Annotated in this window: 18 protein-coding genes; 4 read left to right on the top strand and 14 right to left on the bottom strand. The window is 67.9% G+C overall.

The genetic code is table 11. The features are described 5' to 3' along the window. Nucleotides 1-67 precede the first annotated feature (67 nt). Nucleotides 68-664: a DUF308 domain-containing protein gene (locus tag AC06E7_RS11185; protein WP_184123654.1), complete on the top strand. Its 597-nt coding sequence runs from the start codon at nt 68-70 to the stop codon at nt 662-664. On the opposite strand, the gene AC06E7_RS11180 is transcribed toward AC06E7_RS11185, so the two are convergent. From AC06E7_RS11180 to arcA, 6 genes are all read right to left on the bottom strand, one after another. Next, nucleotides 661-2,043: a MipA/OmpV family protein gene (locus AC06E7_RS11180; RefSeq protein WP_478064709.1), complete on the bottom strand. Its 1,383-nt coding sequence runs from the start codon at nt 2,041-2,043 to the stop codon at nt 661-663. The genes AC06E7_RS11185 and AC06E7_RS11180 overlap by 4 nt on opposite strands. A gap of 8 nt (nt 2,044-2,051) precedes the next feature. Continuing rightward, nucleotides 2,052-3,518: a DcaP family trimeric outer membrane transporter gene (locus AC06E7_RS11175; RefSeq protein ID WP_478064707.1), complete on the bottom strand. Its 1,467-nt coding sequence runs from the start codon at nt 3,516-3,518 to the stop codon at nt 2,052-2,054. 40 nt (nt 3,519-3,558) lie between these two features. Further along, the gene (locus tag AC06E7_RS11170; protein ID WP_478064705.1) at nt 3,559-4,977 is read right to left on the bottom strand and encodes an efflux transporter outer membrane subunit; all 1,419 of its coding nucleotides are present in this window, start codon (nt 4,975-4,977) and stop codon (nt 3,559-3,561) included. Next, a complete protein-coding gene (locus AC06E7_RS11165; RefSeq protein WP_478064703.1) occupies nt 4,970-8,119 on the bottom strand; it encodes a multidrug efflux RND transporter permease subunit in 3,150 nt (1,049 codons plus the stop codon). Before AC06E7_RS11165 ends, AC06E7_RS11170 begins: the two co-directional genes overlap by 8 nt. Beyond that, nucleotides 8,116-9,276: an efflux RND transporter periplasmic adaptor subunit gene (locus AC06E7_RS11160; protein ID WP_478064701.1), complete on the bottom strand. Its 1,161-nt coding sequence runs from the start codon at nt 9,274-9,276 to the stop codon at nt 8,116-8,118. Before AC06E7_RS11160 ends, AC06E7_RS11165 begins: the two co-directional genes overlap by 4 nt. A 73-nt stretch (nt 9,277-9,349) precedes the next feature. Beyond that, complete coding sequence (gene arcA, locus AC06E7_RS11155) at nt 9,350-10,600, bottom strand: arginine deiminase (protein ID WP_478064699.1); 1,251 nt, start codon at nt 10,598-10,600, stop codon at nt 9,350-9,352. A gap of 312 nt (nt 10,601-10,912) precedes the next feature. On the opposite strand from arcA, the gene AC06E7_RS11150 reads away from it, so the two are divergent. The 3 genes from AC06E7_RS11150 to AC06E7_RS11140 are packed head-to-tail and all read left to right on the top strand — an operon-like array spanning nt 10,913 to nt 12,449. Further along, nucleotides 10,913-11,374 (top strand): outer membrane lipoprotein, encoded by a 462-nt coding sequence (locus tag AC06E7_RS11150; RefSeq protein WP_068851874.1) that lies wholly within the window; start codon nt 10,913-10,915, stop codon nt 11,372-11,374. 16 nt (nt 11,375-11,390) lie between these two features. Next, nucleotides 11,391-11,885: a DUF6491 family protein gene (locus tag AC06E7_RS11145; protein WP_217538095.1), complete on the top strand. Its 495-nt coding sequence runs from the start codon at nt 11,391-11,393 to the stop codon at nt 11,883-11,885. A 12-nt stretch (nt 11,886-11,897) separates the two neighbouring features. Then, nucleotides 11,898-12,449 (top strand): TIGR00645 family protein, encoded by a 552-nt coding sequence (locus AC06E7_RS11140; protein WP_210132500.1) that lies wholly within the window; start codon nt 11,898-11,900, stop codon nt 12,447-12,449. Nucleotides 12,450-12,456: 7 nt separating this feature from the next. Here AC06E7_RS11140 and AC06E7_RS11135 read toward each other — a convergent pair whose 3' ends face one another. The 8 genes from AC06E7_RS11135 to fusA all read right to left on the bottom strand — a co-directional run bounded on the left by AC06E7_RS11135 (nt 12,457) and on the right by fusA (nt 22,407). Next, on the bottom strand, nt 12,457-14,178 hold the full coding sequence (locus AC06E7_RS11135; RefSeq protein ID WP_478064696.1) for an alpha/beta hydrolase: 1,722 nt from the start codon (nt 14,176-14,178) through the stop codon (nt 12,457-12,459). After that, nucleotides 14,175-15,602, bottom strand: a complete 1,428-nt coding sequence (locus tag AC06E7_RS11130; RefSeq protein ID WP_478064694.1) for a basic amino acid/polyamine antiporter — start codon at nt 15,600-15,602, stop codon at nt 14,175-14,177. Before AC06E7_RS11130 ends, AC06E7_RS11135 begins: the two co-directional genes overlap by 4 nt. Before the next feature lie 13 nt (nt 15,603-15,615). Then, on the bottom strand, nt 15,616-17,040 hold the full coding sequence (locus AC06E7_RS11125) for a basic amino acid/polyamine antiporter (protein ID WP_068851863.1): 1,425 nt from the start codon (nt 17,038-17,040) through the stop codon (nt 15,616-15,618). A 114-nt stretch (nt 17,041-17,154) separates the two neighbouring features. After that, nucleotides 17,155-17,823 (bottom strand): ATP-binding cassette domain-containing protein, encoded by a 669-nt coding sequence (locus AC06E7_RS11120; RefSeq protein ID WP_478064692.1) that lies wholly within the window; start codon nt 17,821-17,823, stop codon nt 17,155-17,157. Further along, nucleotides 17,813-18,496, bottom strand: coding sequence for a molybdate ABC transporter permease subunit (gene modB, locus AC06E7_RS11115; RefSeq protein ID WP_478064690.1), 684 nt, complete (start codon nt 18,494-18,496; stop codon nt 17,813-17,815). Before modB ends, AC06E7_RS11120 begins: the two co-directional genes overlap by 11 nt. Nucleotides 18,497-18,499: 3 nt before the next feature. Next, the gene (modA, locus tag AC06E7_RS11110) at nt 18,500-19,240 is read right to left on the bottom strand and encodes a molybdate ABC transporter substrate-binding protein (protein ID WP_478064689.1); all 741 of its coding nucleotides are present in this window, start codon (nt 19,238-19,240) and stop codon (nt 18,500-18,502) included. Nucleotides 19,241-19,304: 64 nt separating this feature from the next. Beyond that, entirely contained in the window at nt 19,305-20,225 is a 921-nt protein-coding gene (locus AC06E7_RS11105) for a M14 family metallopeptidase (protein ID WP_478064687.1), read from the bottom strand. A 145-nt stretch (nt 20,226-20,370) separates the two neighbouring features. Next, nucleotides 20,371-22,407 carry an elongation factor G gene (gene fusA / locus AC06E7_RS11100; protein WP_478064685.1) on the bottom strand — a complete coding sequence of 679 codons (2,037 nt, stop codon included), beginning with the start codon at nt 22,405-22,407 and terminating at the stop codon, nt 20,371-20,373. Nucleotides 22,408-22,426 lie beyond the last annotated feature (19 nt).

The raw sequence follows: 22,426 nt of genomic DNA, 5'->3' as shown, positions 1-22,426 counted from the left end.
TGCGGGTTTCACTGCTGCATAACCCTGCCGGGCGGGTAATTGGACGATCTCCCAGGAGTGGCCTGTCATGACCGTGTTCTCCCGACTTGGCAAGGACCCCGGCTCCATCGGCGTGGCAATGAAGTCCAGCTGGCAGCGCCTGTTGATCGTGGGCGTGCTGTTGCTGGTGCTGGGCGCGTTCGGCATTTACGCCTCCTCCTTCATGGTCCGCACCATGACGGTACTGGTGGCCGGCCTGCTGGTGATTGCCGGTGCGTTGCAGCTGACCGAGGCCTTCCTGCTGCACGGCCTGCCCAGTTTTGCGATGACCATCCTGCTGGGGGCGGCGCAGATCATCGGCGGCATCGCCATCTACACGCACCCCGAGTGGGCCGCGTACGCCGTGGCGACCACGGTGGCCGCGGTACTGGTGGTGCAGGCCATCGCGCAGATCAGCCTGGCATTCCGGTTTGCACCAGGCGGCAAGCGCTGGATCTCCCTGGTGTCGGGGCTGGTAGCGCTGGTCGCTGCGGTGGTGTGCGTGAGCGGCGTGGCCTGGGCCGGGCGCGCCTCCGCGTCCTGGGGCGTGGGGTTGGCGCTGCTGGCCATGGGCGTGGCGTACATCGCCATCGCCCTCCTGTTCCGGCAGGACCGGGATCCTGCGGCCTCCCCTGCGCGGCGCTAGAACGCGCCTTCCAGGTAGGTGTAGATGTAGTTGGAGCCGCCATCGACGGTGCCCAGCATCTGCGCCGAACCGAAGATGCCGGAGCGGTGCGATACCCCGAAGCCGAAATACAGCTCGTGCCAGCGCTCGCTGCCGAAGATGTCGCCCAGGCTCACATCGATGCTGGGATCCAGGTAGTTGAGCACCTTGGACGTGTTGCGCTCGCGCCGCGCCTGCGACTGCACTTCCGCATACGGCACGCGCTCGGCGTAGGACACGCCGAAGCCGAAGCCCAGCCGGGTCTTGACCCGGTGCGACCACGGGAACCCGTAATAGAAGCCCTTCATGTAGGCATCGATCTGCCACGAATCCGGCTGGTGCCCCTTCTCGTCGTGGCGCAGCACGCCCACGTAGCCGACCAGGTCAAGCGGCCAGCCGTTGAGGCCTGACACGAACGGGCGGCCCACGTGTATGCCCCAGATGTCGGTGGGATCGTCATCGTTGAGGCTGACGCAGCTGAAGGTCATGATCTTGACCAGGTGGCAGCCGTCGTCCGAATCACGCCCGTAGAACACCTTCACGTAGGTGGGGGTGCCCTCCTTGTCCCAGCGCACCTGGCCGTTGCCGAAGTCGTAGGCGGCGCCGACCATCGCGCCCCACTGCATGTCGCTGTCCACCAGCGGGCTGTTGCGGATGGTGCTGGAATAGCGCTTGGCGAACACGCCGCCGACCAGGCTCCAGTTCTGCAGGATGCGGTAGCGGCCGTACAGGCCGGCGGTGATGTCCAACCCGCTGCCGGCCGAATACTCGGTGCGCTCCGGAGTCACCTCATAGGACTCCACGCCGAAGTAGTAGTCGTTGAGCTTGGCGCTGCGCCAGCCCAGGGTGAGCACCGGCTGCAGCGCCCAGCGGTCGCCGCGCAGGGTATACCCGTATCCGGCGCGCACTTCGGTGCCGTTGGAGTTGTTGGAGATGTCCTGGCGGACCGTAAAATCCAGTGCGTGGTTGTCGTGCCTGAAGTAATAGCGCGCACCGATGTCGGCCTCGCTGTTGCGGGTGTCCATGCCCTCGAGGATGTCGGGGGTTTCGTCTTCCGGGTAGCCTTCCAGCCGCCGTTCGACGAACAGTTCCAGGCCCTGGTCCTCACGCGGGGTGAAGCGCACGCCGGCCGCGTTGGAGCGCAGGAAGAAGCGCTCGCCCTCGTAAAGGTACAGCGGCATGATATCGACCCGGTCGTCGGCGCCCTTGTACGGTGACGATTCGATCCTGCCGAGGAAGCCCAGCCCGGCGCTGCCGGGCTCTTCCAGGATGGTGCCGAGCATGGCGTCCTGCGCGGCCACCGGGGGGGCGGCGGCCAGTGCGCTGACCAGCAGCATTCTTCGTAGTCTGCGCGTAGCCATGACGTCTCCTATTTCACGAAGTCGTACTTGAGCGCGGTCTGCAGGCGGAACACATCGCCGCTGGCACCACTCTGCTCCTGCAGCTTGCCGTACAGCAGTTCGGCGCCCCAGCTCCAGCTCGGCGCCGGCTGCCAGATGATGTTGGCGGCGGCGTAGTCGCTGCGGCGGAACACGGTCGGGTCGAGCAGCTGGTCACGTTCCAGGTACAGCCGGCTGTAGGTCACTGTGGTGCGCCAGCGCTGCGACCAATGGTGCGTGTAGCCCAGCCATCCGCCGTACTGCTGCAGCACCTGCAGGTCACCCTCGGGGTCGACCACACCGTCAAGGTTCAACCCCCCAAGATCGCCGATGAAGGCCGAGATGCCCTGCCCGCCCAGCGCACCGAACACCATGTAGTCGCCGTTGTCGCCCCAGCCCCAGGTGCCACTGAGGGCCAACCCGCCGGCGGTGGCGCTGTCGCTGCCCTCATTGCTGTCCTGCGCCGAATCGTAGGCCAGGTACCGCAACAGGCCGGACGCCTGCAGGCTGCCCCAGTCCGCTTCGTGGCGGGCGGCCAGCACCAGGTTGGGGGCGGCCGTGCGCGAGCGTTGGGTGGCGCCGTAGAACTGCAGCTCGGGGGCGCGATGCTCGGCCGCGAGGATGAACTGGTTGCCGTTGCCCAGCGGGAAGTACTGGCGGATGCTGGCCACGCGCGCCGACGGCGACGCGCCAGGGCCGGCGAAATCCAGCGTGTCCGGGCCCGAGTCCAGGTCCATGAAGGCCGACCAGCCAAAGCCGACGTAGGTGTTGCCAAGCTGCCCCCACGCATGCCGCAGGCGGTAGCCGTAGCTGCCGCCGGAGCCGAAGAAGTCGTTCTGGATCAGGAAGCGCAATTGGCCGGCGCCGGTATCGCGGCGGCCCTCGAGGGTGAGCCGGGTCTGGCGGGCGTGCATGTTGAAGCGGGTGCTGTCGCGGCCGCCATCCACCGGAATGTCGGAGGTGATGAACTGGTCGCTGTCGCCGGCATCGCCGCTGTCGAACATCGCATCCAGCTTGGCGTAGCCACCCAGCCGCAGCCACGTGCCGGTGCCGGGGATGAGGAAGAAGCCCTCCAGTTCATCGCCGGGGGGCACTTCGTTGTCCACGCGGGCCGACGCCTGTTCGTCCTCGTCGAAGGTGTCGCGCGCCGGCAGCGGCGACGGCGGCACGTTCAACGCCGCGGGCGACGCCGCGACCAGCGGTGCGGCGGGCACCGATACCGCGTCCGGCGCAGCCGCCGCGGCAGGAACTGGCGCGGTGGGCGTGGCCGTGGCGGGCGCCGTGTGCGGCGCATTGGTCTGCCCGGATTCGAGTGCCTGGATCCGCGCGGTGAGCATGTCCACGGTCTGGCGCAGCCGCTGGATCTCCGCGTCCTGGGAAGCGTCGCGGGTCTGGGCGACGACGGCGCCCGGCAGCAGCACGGCGGCCAGGCAGAGCGTTCGGGTGGGAATGCGCATGGAAAACGGCCTCGCTGGGATATCGGGAACATGAAAAGAATCAGTCGACGGGGATCTCCCGCTGGCCCTGGCCGCCGCCCAGTGCGGCGTACAGGTTCACCGCGTCCTGCAGCGCGGCGGCGCGCAGCTGCAGCAGGTTCTGTTCGGCGGCGAAATGGTTGCGCTCGGCATCCAACACTTCCAGGTACGGGGTCAGGCCGACGTCGTAGCGGTCGTGCGCGGTGACCACCAGCGCCTGCTGCACTTCCACCGCACGGATCTGCGCCTGGATCTGCCGGTCGTTCTGTTCGGCGGCCACCAGCCCGCTGGCCACTTCGCGGAAGGCGTTCTGCACGGTGGACTGGTAGGCCGTCTCCCGCTCGTCGCGGACGGCGTTGGCTCCGTCCACGCGCGCACGTCGGGCACCCCAGTCGAGCAGCGGCAACACCGCGCCGGCACCGAACGACCATACCCGGTTGCTGTCCGACACCAGCCCGGACAACTCGTTGGAGGCGTAGCCGCCCGCGCCGGTCAAGGCGATGATGGGAAAGTACAGCGCCCGCGCCACGCCGATGTTGGCGTTCGCGGCACGCAGCTGGTGTTCGGCCAGGCGCACATCGGGGCGCGCTACCAGCAGCACCGAAGGCAACCCGGGGTCGAGCCGGGTGAGCTGCGCGTCGGGATCCAGCGGCAGCCCGGGCGGCAGTGCCGGCGGCAGCGGCGCGCCGACCAGGAACTGCAGCAGCTGCAGCGCCTGGCCCTGGGTGCGCCGTAGTTGCGCCAGCTGCAGTTCGGTCTGGGTCACCAGCGCATAGGACTGGTTGAAGTCGATGGAGGACGTGAGCCCGGCGTCCATGCGCAGCTGGGCCAGTTCCAGGGTTTCGTTACGGCTGGCCAGCGAGCGCTCGGCCAGCACGATGCCTTCGTCGCTCGCGCGCACCGCGTAGTAGCTGGCCGCGACGTTGGCGACCAGCGACAGTTCCGCCGTGTTCCGGGCTTCCTCGGTGGCCACGTACTGGCGGCGCGCCACTTCGTTGAGGTTGGCTACGCGGCCCCAGAAATCCAGCTCGAATGATGGGATACCGACCTGCAGCCCATAGCTGTCCACGGTGACCCGGGGCGCGCCGTCGGCGGCGCTGAGCGGTGTGCGCAGGCGCTGGCCGGAGGCGCTGGCATCCAACCCGGGCAGGCGCTGGCTGCGCTGGATGCGGAACTGGGCGCGCGCCTGTTCGATCCGCGCAGCCGCGCCGGCGAGGTCGCGGTTGTACACCAGCGCCTTGCCGATCAGGTCGCGCAGTACCGGGTCGTGGAAGAAGTCCTGCCAGGGAATGGCCGGCGCGGCGGCACCGCCCGTCGTCGACGCCGGGAACCGCGCGGGAACCGGCGCCTCCGGGCGCACGTAGTCCGGCGCGAAGTTGCAGCCGGCCAGCTGGCAGAGTGCCAGCACCGCCCCCGCACGCCAGAACAGGCCGCTACGCATCAGCGTCCTCTTTCGGTACGGGCGCGGCGGGATCGAGCGTGGGCGGACGTGCACGCCGGCGCAGCAGGAAGTAGAACAGCGGGGTGAAGAAGATGCCGAACAGCGTGGCGCTGAGCATGCTGCCCAGCACGCCGGTGCCCACCGCCTGGCGGCTGGCCGCGCCGGCGCCGGTGGCGATCACCAGCGGCACCATGCCCACGATGAAGGTCAGGCTGGTCATCAGGATCGGCCGCAGGCGCTGCTGCGCGGCCTGCAGGATCGCATCGCGCACCGGCACGCCGCGCGCTTCCTCGTCCAGCCCGAACTGCACGATCAGGATCGCGTTCTTGGCGGCCAGGCCGATGATGGTGACCAGGCCCACGGTGAAGTACACATCGGCCGACATGCCGCGTGCGGCGGTGAACACCACCGCGCCGAGGATGCCCAGCGGCACCACCAGCAGCACGATCACCGGGGTAACCCAGCTTTCGTACAGCGCGGCCAGCAGCAGGAACGCCACGATGAAGGCCAGGCCGAGCAGCATGCCCACCTGTCCCGACGCTTCGCGCTCCTCACGCGCCGTACCGGTCCATTCGTGGCGCATGCCCGGTGGCAGCACCTCGTCGGCGATGCGCTCCATCTCCACCAGCGCCGCGCCACTGGAGACGCCTGGCGCGCCCTGCCCCGACACCGTGGCCGAGAGGAAGCCGTTGTAGCGCTCCACCTGCTGCTCGCCGACCGTCCAGCGCGTGGTCGCGAAGGCGGAGAACGGCACCGACTGGCCATTGCTGCCGATCACCCGCAGGTCGGACACATCTTCGGCGCGCATGCGCTGTTCGGCATCACCCTGGATGAACACCCTCAGCACGTTGCCCTGGCGCACGAAGTCGTTGACGTAGGCCGAGCCGAACATGATGCCCAGCGCCTGGTTGACCTGCGACAACTGCACACCCAGCGCACGCGCCTGGGTGCGGTCGATATCCACGAACAGCTGCGGCGCGCGCGGCATGCCTTCCGGGCGTACGCCAGCAAGGCGGTCGTTGGCGGCGGCGCGGGCGGCAATGCCCATGGCGGCCGCGCTCAAGCCGGCACCGCCTACGCCGCTGCGGTCTTCAATCTTCATGCTGAAGCCCGAGGCGTTGCCCAGCGACTGGATCGCCGGCGGGTTGAGCGCGAACACCTGCGCCTGCGGGATGCGGGTAAACGCCGCGCTCATGCGTGCGGCCAGCGACATGGCGCTGCGCTCGCTGCCGCTGCGTTCGGCCCACGGGTGCAGGTCCACGAAAGACATGCCCACCGCCTGGCCCTGGCCAAAGAAGCTGAAGCCGATCACCGTGGCCACGTTGCGCACTTCCGGCTGCTGGCGCAGGATCGCCTCGGCCTGCTCGGCCGCTGCGCGGGTGCGCTCCATGGTCGCGCCGGGCGCGGCGTTGTAGGCCACGAAGATGTAGCCCTGGTCTTCGGTGGGCAGGAAGCCACCCGGCAGGCGCGCATACAGCAGGCCGGTCATCAGCGTGACCACCACGAACACCCCGATCCACAGCCACGGGCGCACCAGCATGCTGCCCACCCAGCCAGCGTAGCTGCGGCTGCTCTTATCCAGCCCGGTGTTGATGGCGCTGAACAAGCGCCGGCCGGGTCCGCCCTTCCCCACCTGTTCCTTGGCCGGGCGCAGCATCGCGCCGCAGATGGCCGGGGCCAGGGTCAGGGACAGGATCGTGGAGACCACCAGCGACACGCTCAGGGTCACCGCGAACTGCCGGTAGATGCCGCCGGCCGAACCGGGGAAGAAGCCCATCGGAATGAACACCGCCAGCAGCACCAGCGTAGTGGCGATGATCGCGCCGGACAGCTGCCCCATGGCCTTGGCGGTGGCTTCGCGGGGTGGCAGGTCCTCCTCGCGCATGATCCGCTCGACGCTCTCGACGATCACGATGGCGTCGTCGTTGAGGATGCCGATCGCCACCACCATCGCGAACAGCGACAGCAGGTTGATCGAAACCCCGAACGCCAGCAGGCCGAGGCACGCCCCCAGCAGCGAGACCGGCACCACGATGGTGGGCAGGAACACGGCGCGCCAGCTCTGCAGGAACAACAGCACCACGATGGACACCAGCACCAGCGACTGCAGCATGGTCACCGCCACGCCGTTGACCGATTCGGTGATGAAGGGCGTGGTGTCGAACGGGGTGGTCCACTGCATGCCGTCCGGGAAGCTGGTTTCCAGGTCCTGCATGCGCTGGCGCACGGCGGTGGCGGTGGACAGCGCATTGGCGCCGGTGGCCAGCGAAACCGCCAGGCCGGCGGTTTCCTGGCCATTCAAACGCAGGTTGAAGGCGTAGTTGTCGTTGCCCAGTTCCACCCGCGCCACATCGCCCAGCCGCACGGTGGCAGCGCCCGGGGTGGCGCGGATGATCACCTGGCGGAACTGTTCGGGGGTGCTGAAACGCCCGCGCATGACGATCTGCGCGGTGGTTTCGGTGGACGGCGTGGTCGGCTGCAGGCCCAGGCCACCACCGGCGGTCTGCGCGTTCTGCTCACGCACCGCCGCCATCACTTCGCCGGGCGAGATGCCATAACTGACCAGCTTCTCGCGGTCCAGCCAGATCCGCATCGCGTAACTGGAGCCGAACAGGGTTACATCGCCCACCCCGTGCACGCGGCGCAGTTCGTCGGCGATGTTGCTGTTGGCGTAGTCGCCCAGCTCCAGCGCCGAATAGCGGCCCTTGTCCGACTGCAGCGAGATCAGCATCAGGAAGCCGTTGCTGGCCTGGGTGACGCGCACGCCCATCTGCCGCACTTCATCGGGCAGCCGCGGCTCGACCCGGGCCAGGCGGTCCTGCACCTGCGACCGGGCGATATCCAGGTCGGTACCGCTGCGGAACGTCACCCGGATCTGCGCCGTGCCGTTGGCACGGCTGGTGGAGGTCATGAACAGGAAATCGTCCACGCCGCTGAGTTCGTTCTCGATGACCGAGGTCACGGTGCGGTCCAGCGTCTGCGCGTCGGCACCGACGAAGGTGGCCGAAATGCTCAGCGAGGGTGGCGCCACGTCGGGGTACTGCTCCACCGGCAGGCTGACCAGGGCGATGCCACCGAACAGGATGGCGAACAGCGCGATCACCCACGCCAGCACCGGCCGGTAGACGAAATAGCCACTCATGGGGCTTTGGCCTTCGCCCTGGGGTCTGCATCGGGCTGGATCGCCACGGGCTGGCCGGGCTGGATCTTGTGCCAGCCGTCGACAATCACCTTGTCGCCGGGGGTGAGGCCCGACTGCACCACCCAGCGTCCGCCGGCCTGCCCGGCCAGCGTCACCGCGCGACGCACGGCGACGTTCTCGTCATTGACCAGCATCACCGTGGCTTCGTCCTCGCCCACCTGGATGGCGCGCTCGGGCAGGCTGGTACCGTTACGGATGCTGCCGATGGCCAGGATGCCGCGCACGAACTGGCCCGGCAGCAGCCGGCCATCGGGGTTGGCGAAGCGTGCGCGCAGCGTGCGGCTGCCGGTGGCCGGATCGATCGCGGTTTCGCTGAAGTCGACGACGCCTGCTTCGGGCAGCCGGACATTGCCGTCGAGCAGGATGGTCACCTGCACCCGGTGGTCGTCGCCCACGTCGATGCGGCCGTCGGCCACGCCGCGCTCGAGTTCGTTCATGGCGATGTTGGACGGATTGAAGATCACGAACGCCGGGTCGACCTGGTCGATCCGGGTCAGCAGCGTGGCCGCGGCCGCGCTGACCAGCGCGCCTTCGCTGACCTGGGCCCGACCGGTGCGCCCTTTGATCGGCGCGCGTACGGTGGCGTGGTCCAGCTGCAGCGTGGCGCGGTCCACCGCCGCCTGTGCTTCCATCAGCGCGGCATCTGCCTGGCGGAACGAGGCCTGCGCCGATTCGTATTCCTGCACGCTCACTGCCTTGCGCTGTACCAGGGTTGACAGCCGCGCACGCAGCGAAGACGTCTGCGCCTTGGCGGCGCGGGCCGAGGCCAGTGACGCACGCGCCTGCTGCAGGCGTGCCTGCAGGTCGCGAGGATCGATCTGGAACAGCGGCGCGTTGGCCTCGACCTCGGTGCCATCCACATACAGCTGGCGCTCGACGATGCCATCGGCGCGCGCACGCACTTCGGCCGAGCGGCTGGCTTCGACCCGCCCCGGCAGTTCCACCAGGTTCGGCACGGCCTGTGCCTTGACCACTTCCACGGCCACCAGCGTGGGCGGTCGCTCGCCGCCGTCAGGCCCACCACCCCGCCCACAGCCGGCGGCCAGCGCAACCGCCGCCAACAGCCATGCACGCGCCATCCTTCCAGGGGATTGCATCCTTCCGGCCTCCGCGGTTCGCACGGCAGCGGCGCAGGGCCGGCCGCCGTGACGGGAAATGTCGGCGCAGCGTCTAGAAACTCACCGCGTCGCGGATCAACGGACAGGTCATGCAGTGGCCACCACCGCGGCCACGCCCCAGCTCGGCCCCGACGATGCTGATCACTTCGATGCCCTGCTTGCGCAGGTCGGTGTTGGTCTGGGTGCTGCGGTCGTAGGCCACCACCACGCCCGGCGCCATCGCCACCAGGTTGTTGCCGCTGTCCCATTGCGAGCGCTCGGCCGCATAGCGGTCGCCGCCGGACTCGACGATGCGCAGCTGCTTGAAGCCCAGCGCTTCGGCCACCACGTCGTTGAAGTGCTTCTTCTCGAACACGATCTCGAAGCCCGGCGCCTTGTCGCTGGGATGCAGCGAGACGGTGTGGATCTGGTCGACGATGCCCGGGAACACGGTCACCACGTCGCGGTCGGCGAAGGTGAACACCGTATCCAGGTGCATGGCCGAGCGCAGTTTGGGCATCACCGCCACGATCACCCGCTTGGCCGCGCCGTTCTTGAACAGCGACTGGGCCAGCTGGGTAATGGCGGTGCGCGAGGTGCGCTCGCTCATGCCGATGAGCACGATGCCGTTGCCCGGAATCAGCACATCGCCGCCTTCCAGCGTGGCATTGCCGTGGTCCACGGTGGGGTCACCGAACCAGATCGGGAACCTGGCCTTGGTGAAATCCGGATGGAACTTGTAGATCGCGGTGGTCAGGATGGTTTCTTCATGCCGCGCCGGCCAGTACAGCGGATTGAGGGTCACGCCCTGGTAGATCCAGCAGGTGGTGTCGCGGGTGTACAGCGTGTTGGGCAGCGGCGGCAGCAGGTAACCGACGATGTCCGGCTGGGCGCGCGCGGCCTGCAGCGTGGGGCCGGCGAAGTCGTCCGGCAGGTCGAACACGCTCAGGCCGCCGATCAGGGTTTCGGCCAGCTGCCGCGCCGACAGCGATTGCAGGTAGGCGCGCACTTCAGTCATGAATTCCACGCCCACTTCGTTGGCGTTGATCTGGTGGTCCAGGATCCAGTTGCGGGCCTCGTCCAGCTCCAGCGTCTCGGTCAGCAGATCGTGCATCTCCACCACGTCCACGCCACGGGCGCGCATCTTGGACATGAAATCGAAATGATCGCGCTTGGCGTTGTCTACCCAGATCACGTCATCGAACAGCAGGTCGTCCTTGTTGCGGGGCGTCAGCCGGCTGTGCGCCATGCCGGGGGCACAGACCATCACCTTCTTGAGGACGCCGACTTCGGAATGAACGCCATAGACAGTTGCACTGGACATTGCAGGCCTCTCCATTTCGCGAAAACAAACAGGGAAAGCGAAGCCTCCGCCTGTCATCGCGGCGGCCACGGGATGTGCTCTCGTTGCGTGCAGAACTAGTCCCGAAAAGGTAAAGCTCACGTGAGCGTCGGAATCTGGATAGTGCGCAGAAAGCCCTGTAAATGCGGGATGTGTTGCTGTGTTTGGCGCGGCGATTTCTTTCACGTCGCCGTTACCGGTCGCGTAGTTAATCGCTGCTCCATGGAGCACATTCCAGGGCCAGGACGGCTGGCCACTTCGCAGTCCCGCGCATTCATTTGATGGAGACACACGATGAAACTTTCCCAGGCAGGCGCCGCGACGGCGCTGTTGGCATCGGCCCTGTTCATGACCGCCTGCGCCACCCACACCACGCCCAGCACCTTCAACCGCTCCGAGGTCGGGCGTGCCCAGGACGTGCAGATGGGCACTGTCCAGTCCATCCGGGCGGTGCAGATCCAGAATGACTCACGTGGCGTGGCCACCATCGTCGGCGCCGGCATCGGCGGCGTGGCGGGCAGCTCCATCGGTGGTGGCAGCCGTGCCAACACCATCGGCGCCATTGCAGGTGCGGCAGCAGGCGGGGCCGCAGGCAACGCGCTCGCCCGCAGTGCACGCAATGGCGTGGAGATCACCGTGCAGCTGGAGAACGGCCGGACCGTCGCCGTGGTCCAGGATGGCAACCCCAACGACTACCGCGTGGGCGACCGCGTGCGGGTCTCCAGCGACGGCGCCACGACCCGCGTCACCCGCTGACACGAAAGGAACCGTCATGCGCCACCTGCTGATGACACTGCTCGCCGTGGCCGCCCTCAGCGGGTGTGCCACCACACCCACGATGACCACCCAGGAGCGCTTCAACCTCTACGTGCAGCATGCCGGGCCACCGGTGGCGTCGTTCCAGCTGGCCCGCTTCGTCCGCCAGACGCAGTGGACGCCGCTGGGTGACCGGGCGCTGGCGGTATGGACCAGCTCCAGCCGGGGTCACCTGCTGGAGCTGCGCGGCCGCTGTACCGGGCTGTCCATCGCCCACACGGTGCAGATCACCAATTCGTTCGGCACCGTCAACGCCCGCTGGGACAGCGTGATCCCGCGGACCGCGAGCGTGGCGATGCCGCAGTCCTGCCGCATCATCCGGATCCGCCCGCTGGATGGCACCGCGATCCGCGATGCGCGCCGCGAGATGCGCAACACGATCTACGGTGACCGCCCGGCCGACCTGGTGGAAGACACCGGTCCGGACGTGTCCGATCGGTTCGACGACTGAGGACGGAGTGCCATGCCGATGGAGCGCCTGCGCGGCCTGTTCCGCCGCAACGTATCGCGCAGTCTGTTCGATGCGCGATGGATCATGGCGCCGTTCTATTTCGGGCTGGTGGTGGCCCTGTTGCTGCTGCTGTTCGTGTTCCTGCGCCAGCTGGCCAATTACGTACTGAACATCGCCAGTATTGGTCCAGCTGACGCGGTGTTGCTGGCGCTGTCGCTGATCGACATGTCGCTGGTGGCCAACCTGCTGCTGATCGTCACCCTGGCCGGTTACGAGAACTTCGTGACCCGGATCGATTCCGGCCAGGAACGCCGGCCGGCATGGATGGGCACGGTCGACTTCGGCGCAATGAAGACCAAGCTGATGGGTTCGATCATCGCGATCTCGGCCATCGCGCTGCTGCGGATCTTCATGAAGCTGGAAGAAGGCCTGGTGGTCGAGCCGGAGGTGCTGCGCTGGATGTCGGTCATCCACGGCATGCTGCTGCTGTCGGCGCTCATCCTCGCAATCATCGAACGCCTGTCCCAACAGACCCGCATGCCGCACCCACCCCGCGAGCCCTGAGCGCTGCTCAGCCGCCGGCGGCACTGCGCCGCTGTTCGATCTGCTGGCGACGGCGCGGGTCCAGCAGGAACTGAAGCCGACGGATGTCGCCCGCGCTCCAGCCCTGCGTGCCCAATACCGCCTGCCACCCGGCAATATAGTGCGAGGGCGCGAAGACGTGCCCGTAGCCCATCGGCGTACGGTCGGCCAGCAGCATGTCCAGCGCCAGCTGCAGCATGCTCACCAGCGGGTACCAGCGCACCGCCGGTGACACGTCCGGTGCGCGTGGTTCGGCCATCCAGTCCGGTTGCCGCCACGCGTCATACGGGGTGAAGAAGGTAATCGGGTCGCTGGCGTACTGCAGGTACACCACCCGCATCCGCCCCCAGGGCGCGTCCGCCGGTACCGGGCTGCCGCCCTGGTTCATGAAGCGCACCGAGCGGCTGTCACGGAACACCGGCAGCCATTCGGGCGAGCCGGCGTTGCGCTGGTTCGTAGTCTGCCGCCAGGTGCGGGTGGCGAAGGGCGGGCCGCTCCACAGCGCGCCATCGATCGGCGTGTCGATCATGTCGAACAGGTTCACCGAACGCTCGGAATTCATCGCGCCCAGGCTCAATCCGTGCACGAACAACCGCGGCCGGGTTTCCACCGGCAAGGTACGCCAGTACGCGTAGATCTCGGCGAACAGCAGCCGCGACGTCTCCTCGCCGTACTCCGGCTCGACCAGCAGTGACAGCGGGCTGGAAAGATAGGAGTACTGCACCGCCACGCTGGCTACGTTTCCATGCAGCAGGTATTCCAGGCTGTCTGCCGCCGCCGGGTCGACCCAGCCGGTGCCGGTGGGGGTGATCACCACCAGGTTGGCGCGCTCGAAACCGCCCTGGCGCTGCAGCTCGCGCAGGGCCAGCTGCGCACGGGCACGGGCATCGGCGGCCGCCGGCAACCCGGCATAGACCCGGATCGGCTGCAGCGCGGGTGTTCCGGTGAACGCGGCAATGTCCGCCGCATCGGGGCCGGCAGTGACGTAATCACGCCCTGCCCGGCCCATCTGTTCCCAGGCCACCAGCGAGCCCGGTCCACCCGTCGCACCCGGGCGTGTCGGCGCGATGGCATCGGGCGGAATCAACGCGTCGGCTTTGCGGAACGAAGCGTCGGCCGCATGCAACGCACCGCGCAGCAGCACGCCATTGGCAATGTTGAAGAACAGCACCGCCGCCACCACGATGCCCAGCAGGCGCGCCACCGGCGCCGGCATCACCCGCCGCGACAACGCCCCCACCCGGCGCGCCACCCAGGCGAACGCGCGGCCCAGCACCAGCAGCACACCGAACACGGCCAGCGCGATCACCAGCAGCCGCAGCGAGAAGCTTTCGTCCATCGGCGGCAGGCCCATCACCGCGCGCACCGAATCCTGCCAGGGGCGCACCCACCACACGGTGAGCGTGCAGGCCAGCAGGCTCACCCACGGCAGCCAGCGCAGGACCTGCTGCAACCGTCCACGGCCCAGCTCGGGCAGCATCAGGCGCCGCCACAGGGCCGCCAGCGCCACGCCGATGAGGTAGCCCACGCCGAAGCAAACACCCGACAACAGGCCCTGCGCCACGTAACCGCGGGGCACCAGGCTGGGGGTGAGCGAGGCAATGAACAACAGCGCGCCCAGCACCTGCCCGGTACGGCACAGCGGGCCGCGATACGGCGCGGTCAGGCGCGCCAGCACGCTGCGGGACGGGCTGGCCGGTGGTCCGGTCACAGGCGCAGCCAGCCGCTGGCCAGGCCGACGATCGCCGCCACCGCCATCGCGCACAGCAGCAACAGCACCCCCATTTCCAGCGGCCGGAAAGCGATGCCGCGGTGGCGCTGCCAGGCCCAGAACAGCAGCGACCCGGGCACGTACAACAGGCTGGACAGCAGCAGATAGCGGCTGCCGCCGGCCAGCAGCATGGACGCGGCGTAGACCGTGGCGATGCCGGCAATCCAGCGCATCCGTGCATGGGCAGGCGCATCCACGCCGCCCTCGGCGCCCAACGACAGCTTCAGCTGGTACGCGGCGACCAGCAGGTACGGCACCAGTGTCATCGCGCTGGTCATCTTCAGCGCCAGGGTAAAGGCGTAGTCGGCGAACCAGCTGACCAGCAGGAAGGTCTGGATCACGCCGTTGGTGAGCCACAGCGCGGCGTCCGGCACCCCTGCACGGTTCTCGCGGGCAAGCGCACGCGGCATCGCATCGTTGAGCGCGGCCGAGTGCAGCACTTCGGCGGCCAGCAGCGACCAGGACAGGTAGTTGCCCAGCACCGAGATCAACAACCCGATGCTGATGAACAGCGCGCCCCAGCGCCCGGCGATGGCTTCCATCACCCCCGCCATGGACGGGGTACGCAGTGCGGCCAGGTCGGGGCGCAGCAGGATGCCATAGGACAGGATGGTGACCATCACCAGCAGGCAGAGCACGCCCAGGAAGCCGGCCACGGTGGCAATACCCACATCCTCGCGGCGGCGCGCATGGCGTGAGTACACGCTGGCGCCTTCGATGCCCACGAACACGAACACGGTCAGCAGCAGCGTGCCGCGGGTCTGCTCCCACAGCGTGCCGGCGCCCGGCGGCTCGCCGCCCCACAGGTTCAGCGCGAACACATCAGCACGGAAGCCCAGCACCAGGAACACGATGAACACCGCCAGCGGCACCAGCTTGGCCACCGTGGCAATGGTGTTGATCAGCGCCGCTTCCTTGATGCCGCGCAGGATCAGGAAGTGGAAGCCCCACAGCAGCAGCGAGGCGGACAGGATCGCCACCACCGTGGTGCCGTCGCCGAACACCGGGAAGAACTGGCCCAGGGTGGCCTTGATCAGGATCAGGCAGGCCACGTCGGCCAGGCAGCAGCCCAGCCAGTAGCCCACCGCCGAAAGCAGGCCGGCGTAGTCGCCGAACCCTGCTTTTGCATACGCATAGATGCCGGTGTCCAGCTCCGGTTTCAGCCGCGACAGCGACTGGAACACGAAGGCCAGCATCAGCATGCCGGTGCCGGCGATCGCCCAGGCCAGCAGCGCACCGTTCACCCCGGTGTTGGCGGCGAACGCAGCGGGCAATGCGAAGATGCCCGAACCGATCATGGACCCGACCACCAGCGCGGTCAGCTCCAGCAGCGACAGCTTGCGGCTACCCACGGCGGGGCTCATCGCGGCGTGGTCCTTAGATTTGGATGTAGCCCGTTGCGATCCAGTACACGCCCACGATGGCAGCGATCACCGCCACGGCCAGGATGATGAAATCCGATGCCTTGGTGAAGATCTTCTCGCCCTGCTCGCGCCGCGCCCAGAAGTACAGCAGGCTGCCCGGTGCATACAGCACCGCCGAGAGCACGATGAACTTGATGCCGCCGGCGTATAGCAGGAACGCGGTATAGATCGTGGCCAGGATCGCCAGGGTCAGGTCACGCCCGCGTTCGTTGGGGCGCTCGTTGTAGGTCTCTCCGCGCCGGGTGATCTTCAACCCGTACGCGGCCACCAGCAGGAACGGAATCAGCGACATCGCGCTGGTCAGGTTGAGCATCAGCGAGAACGCATCGCGCGACCAGTAGGTGGTGATCACGATCAGCTGGATGATGATGTTGGTCGCCCACAGTGCCGCCGACGGCACCCCGTTGGCGTTCTCACGGGCGAAGATGGCCGGCATGTCCTTGGTGCGCGCCGCGGCCGACAACACTTCGGCGCAGATCAGCGACCACGCCAGGTAGGCGCCCAGCACCGACACCATCAGCCCGACGCTGACGAACACCGCGCCCCAATGGCCCACCACCGCTTCCAGCACGGTGGCCATCGAGGGCTGGCGCATGCCCGCGATGTCGGCCCGCTCCAGCACCGCGAACGGCAGCAGGGTCACCAGCACCATCAACGTGGTGACCACCAGGAAGCCGGTGATGGTGGCCGCGCCCACGTCCTTGCGTTCCTTGGCGTAGCGCGAGTACACGCTGGCGCCTTCGATGCCGAGGAACACGAACACCGTGACCAGCATGGTCGCGCGCACCTGTTCGAAGATGCCGCCTTCCAGCCCTCCGCCGTAGAAATTGAACTGGAACACGTCCATCTTCATGGCAAAGGCCATGATCACCAGGAACACCACGATGGGGATGACCTTGGCGATGGTGACGATCTTGTTGATCGCCGCGGCCTGCTGCACACCGCGCAGGATCATGAAGTGGAACAACCAGATGCCGGCCGAGGCCACCAGGATCGCAACGACGGTATTGCCATCCCCGAAGATCGGGAAGAACGCGCCCAGGGTGGATTTGATCAGCACCCAATACGACACGTTGCCGATGCAGCTGCCGATCCAGTAGCCGAACGCGGAAAGGAACCCGGGGTAGTCGCCGAAGCCCTCCTTCGCATAGGCGAACACACCGGCGTCCAGATCCGGCTTGCGCTCGGCCAGCAGCTGGAACACGCGGGCCAGGGTGTACATGCCCAGGCCGGCGATCAGCCACGCCACCACCGCACCCAGTGGGCCGGTGGCACCGGCGAAGGTTCGCGGGAGGGAGAAAATACCTGCGCCGATCATGCCGCCGACCACCATGGCGGTAAGTTGCGTGCGCGTCATCTTCACGACGTTCGAGGACATGGCAGGCGTCCACTGGCAGGCTGGAGCATTCAGGATGGAGAGCAAATCGTCAATTCGACGTGAGTGCTTTGCCACTATCCGGAAACCGTCATCGGAGCGTGTTTTCAGCGGTATTCAGCGGTGTTTTGCCTGTCCGTCGACCAGCTCCACCACCTGCTGGCCGAACATCGCCACGTCCACCGGGTCATGGCTGATCAGCAGCAGCGGAATGTCGGTGGCCTCCAGAACGCCCTGCAGTTCCTGGCGCAGGTGATCGCGCAACGCGTGGTCCAGTGCGGCAAACGGCTCGTCCAGCAGCAGCGCCTGCGGGCGTGTCACCAGCGCCCGTGCCAACGCCGTGCGCTGGCGCTGTCCGCCCGACAGCTGGGCCGGCACCATCTGCGCCAGGTGCTCGATGCGCAGTGCCGCCATCCAGCGTTCCACCTCGGGGTCGGCCTCGCGTCGCCGGGGATTGAACCAGCCGCGACGCAGGCCGAACGCGATGTTCTGGCGCACGGTCAGGTGCGGGAACAGAGCGTAGTCCTGGAACACGTAACCCAACCGGCGCTGCTGGGGTGGCAGGTAAACGCCCTGCGCGGCGTCGAACAGCGTCGCACCGCCCAGCCGCACATGGCCATCGTGCGGCCGCAGCAGGCCGGCGATGGCCTTCAGGGTCAGGCTCTTGCCCGCGCCGGAGGGGCCGAACAGCACCACCTGCCGCTGGCTGCACTGCAGCTGCACGTCCAGCGTGAACTGCTGGCCGGGTGCTTCCAGCGTGCGGCGAATGTCCAGCTCAAGCCACATCGCGTATCTCCCGGCGGCGCCCGCCGACCAGCCGCGCCGCCGCCAGCAGGATGAGGATGCACACCACCGAGGTGAGGATCACCAGCCCGTTGGCGGTGTCGTCATGCCCGGCCTGCACGGCTTCGTAGATCGCGATGGACAGGGTCTGGGTGCGCCCGGGAATGCTGCCGGCCACCATCAAGGTGGCACCGAACTCTCCCATCGACCGCGCGAATGCCAGCAGCAGCCCCGCCAGGATGCCGCGCCAGGCCAGCGGCAGGCTGACCCGCAGGAACAGTGCGAACTCGGAGACACCGAGCGTGCGCGCAGCCTGCTCCAGCTGCCCGTCCACGTCCTCGAACGCCGCGCGTGCCGGCTTGAACACCAGCGGCAGCGAGGCAACAGCAGAGGCGATGACCGCTGCCTGCCAGGTAAACACCAGGTTGATGCCGAAGCTGGACTGCAACCATGCGCCAAGTGGTCCGTTGCGCCCGATCACCACCAGCAGGTAATACCCCAGCACGGTCGGGGGCAGCACCATCGGCAGGGTCAGCAGCGTGTCCAGCAGCTCACGCCCGGGGAAACGGCGCCGCGCCAGCAGCGCGCCCAGCGCAATGCCCAATACCAGGTTGATCGCCGTGGCCCAGCCGGCGACCTTCAGCGACAACCAGAGCGCGGACCAGTCCAGCGCCATCGATCAGGGCGCGCCGAAACCGTGGCGGCGCAGGATCGCCTGACCCTGCGGCGAGACCACGAAGGCCACGAAACGGCGCGCTTCCGCCGCACGGGCGCTGTCCTTGATCACCGCCACCGGGTAGTTGATCGGGGTCTTCAGCGGCACGTCGAAGGCACGCACCACGCGGCCGGGCGTGGCCTGGTAATCGCTGGCGTAGACAAAACCGGCGTCCACTTCGCCGCGCGCCACGTAATCGAGGGACTGGCGCACGTTCTGGGTGGTGATGGTCTTGCCTGCCATCGCCTCCCACAACCCGGCGTCCCGAAGCGCGGCGCGTGCATAGCGGCCCACCGGCACGCTGTCCGGATTGCCGATCGCCACCCGCTGCACGCCCTTCCCTGCCAGCGCGGCCAAGGATGTGGGTGCATCCCTGCGGCCCGGCGGCACCACCACCACCAGCTGGTTGGTGGCGAAGATCTGGCGGGAATCGGTTTCCAGAAGTCCGGCCCTCGCCGCCTGCACCATCGTTTCGGTATCGGCAGTGGCCAGTACATCCACCGGCGCACCGCGCGAAACCTGCTGCAGCAGCACGCCCGATGCGGCGAAGTTCAGATCGACCTTCGTTCCTGGATGCGCCGCCTCGTACGCGCTGGCGATGTCACGGAAGCTTTCGGTCAGGCTGGACGCGGCCGACACGGTCAGTTCGGCGGCAGTGGCCGGCAACGCGGCCACCATCAGCAACAGGCACAGCAATCGTTTCATCGGTCAGGTCCCGGAGGGTTGCGCCGATGATAGCCACGGCGGGATGCCCGCCGCGCGAAGACCGTTACCCTGCCTGCAGCGCGAAGTCCAACCCGGCGCGCACGGCAGCCACCTGTGCGGCGTTGCACTCCGCCGACGTGGTCCGCGGGCTGTCCGGGTACACCTCGGTGGTGGTGGCGAAGCGGGCACTGGTGAACCCCGCGCAGGCACCGATCGAGCGCGATTCGCCCCACACCACGCCCGGCGACTGCAGCGGCAGCCCGACCAGGTTGCCCTGCGCGTCGGCGGGGGCGATGTGGGTAATGGGGGCCACGGCGGCGATCAGGGCACGCTGGAAGGCCGGTTCCGGATTCTCGCTGTTGCCGATCACATAGAAGCCGTCGGGAATGGTTTCCGGGTGCCACGGCTTGCCATCGCGCGAGGCCAGCGCCGGGTCGAACTCATGCGCGTCGCTGTCGGTGGTTTCGTGCAGGTCCAGGTGCACCAGCAGGTCGTCGTTGCGGGCGGCGACCCAGTGCATGAGCGAGGCCGTTTCAACAATGCGGCCACCGTCGCGGAAGCTGCGGTTGGGATCGATCGCATCGCGGTTCCAGCGCTGGATGCGTTCGTAGCCCCAGGGGCACACGCAGGGGGCGACGATCAGGTTGATGCGGCCGGCATACTCCTGCGCGTGGTCGCGCAGGAACTGCAGTGCACCGTGCACGCCGCTGGTTTCGTAACCGTGCACACCGCCGGTGACCAGTGCGGTGGGGAGCGCCGGGTTCCAGTTGCGGGTCTTGGCCAGCAGCAGCGGGTAGGTGTCGGTGATGGATTCAAGCTGGCCGTACTGGACGATTTCCAGTGCATCGGGCAGCGCATTCAAGGCGGCGACCACGTCGTTGGCGTAGTGGCGCTGCACGACCTGGCGCGCGCGCCATGCCGCACGTTCGGCATCGCCCCAGGGTTGGCCGGGGGTACCGACGGGGTAGAAATGGGGGGTGGTCATGGGGCGCTCCTGAAACGGTTGCGCCTATTATCACGCATGGCTGTTTTACGTGCGCAGGGTCATGGCTTTGACACGCATGGCGTGTCACTACGATCCTTGGTCGCCTGGTTGGGGCCGGCGTTGCCGGCCCCTTTCCTTTTGACATTCAGGCGGCTTGTACTTCTTCGTAGCCGTTGAAGCGCATGTCGCTGGATGCGCGGCCCTGGGTCAGCGAGCGCAGCGAGGTGGTGTAGCCGGATAACTGCGCCAGCGGCGCGTAGCCCACCACTTCCGCACGCCCCCCCTGGTCCTCGATGGACGCGATGCGGCCACTGCGGCGGTTGAGGTCGCCCACCACGTCACCGACATTCACCGACGGCACGTGGATGGCCACTTCCATCACCGGCTCCAGCAGGCGTGTTCCAGCCTGCAGCAGCGCGGCCTTCACCGCTTCGGCACCGGCCCGATGGAACGCCATGTCGGACGAATCCTTGGCATGGGTCTGCCCATCGACCAGCGCCACCTCGATGCCCACCACCGGATGGCCACGCGGCCCTTCCGACAGCGCGCTCCGCACGCCCTTCTCCACCGCCGCCACGAAACCGCGCGGGATCACCCCGCCTACGGTGCGGTCGACGAAATGCACCTCGCCGTCCCCGCGTGGGCTGACATCCAGCACCACCCGGGCGTACTGGCCCTGGCCGCCGGTCTGCTTGACCACCTTGCCTTCGATGCCACGCACCGCCTGCTTCAGCGTTTCCTGGTAGGCCACGCGCGGCGCGCCGGTGCGGACGTTGACGTTCCACTCGGTGCGCAGCCGTTCCACCATCACCTCCAGGTGCAGCTCGCCCATGCCCCAGACCAGGGTTTCGCCGCTGTCCGCTTCGGTTTCGACGCGGAACGACGGGTCTTCCTGGGCCAGGCTGGACAGGCCCTGCGCGATGCGGATCAGGTCGGCCGACTTTTCCGCAGTCAACCGCCACGCCAGCACCGCGTGCTGCGCCTGGATGGTGTCCAGCAACAGCGGGCGCGAGGGTGCACTGAGCGTTTCACCGCTCACCGCATCCTTCCAGCCCAGCACCGCCACGATGTCACCGGCCACCGCCTGCTTGATGTCGTGGGTCTGGTCGGCCTGCACTCGCACCAGCCGGCTGACCCGGCGTCCCTGCGCATGCTGCGAACTGGCCAACGCATCGCCCACCTTCAGCGTGCCCGAATACACCCGTACGAAGCTCAACGCCCCATGGTGCTGGTGCGTGATCTTGAACAGCAGCGCCGCCAGCGGCCCATTCGGATCCGGCGGCAGGCTGACCTCGCCCGCTTCCTCCGTGGCCACCACGGCCGGCCGGTCTTCCGGCGCGGGCAGGTAGTCCACGATGGCATCGAGCAGGGTTTCAATGCCCTTGCTCTTGAACGCCGCACCCGCCAGTACCGGCACGCCGGCACCGGCCAGCGTGGCCCGGCGCAGCGCAGCGCGCAGCGCGGCGGGTTCCACCGCACTTCCGTCCAGCCAGGCTTCGGCCAGCAGTTCGTCGTGGTCGGCCACCGCTTCCACCAGTTCCGCACGCCGCGGCTCCCACTCGCTGTGCTCAGCGGTGGTCCACGCGGTGCGGGTCGGCGTGCCGGCGTCGTCCCACTGCACGGTGCTGCGGTCGACCAGGTCAACCCAGCCGTGGAAGGCGTTCTCGGCGCCCAACGGCCAGCCGAGCGCCCACGGCCGCGCCTGCAGCTTGTCCTGCAGCTGCGCCAGCACGCGCTCGAACGAGGCGCCGATGCGGTCCATCTTGTTGACGAACGCGATCAGCGGCACGCCATGGCGACGGGCCTGGTGCCACACGGTTTCCGATTGCGGTTGCACGCCATCCACGGCGGAGAACACCGCCACCGCACCGTCGAGCACGCGCAGCGAACGTTCGACTTCAATGGCGAAGTCGATATGCCCGGGCGTGTCGATCAGGGTCAGGTGATGGGTGGGTTCGCCACGCGGCGCCCAATGCGCCTGCACGGCGGCCGCGCCGATGGTGATGCCGCGCTCGCGCTCGATCGCCGAGAAGTCGGTGGTGGCCGCGCCATCGTGGACTTCACCGACGCGATGGATCTCGCCGGTTTTCCACAGCAGGCGTTCGGTGAGCGTGGTTTTACCGGCGTCGATGTGGGCAATGATGCCGAGGTTGCGCCGGAGGTTCTGGGTCTGGGTGTTCATAAAAGGGGTCTCGCTGCTG

It is taken from the genome of Stenotrophomonas sp. Steno-Z4 (assembly GCF_056393145.1).
The sequence above is the reverse complement of the archived record's forward strand: the minus strand, read 5'-3'. Positions and strand labels throughout refer to the sequence as shown.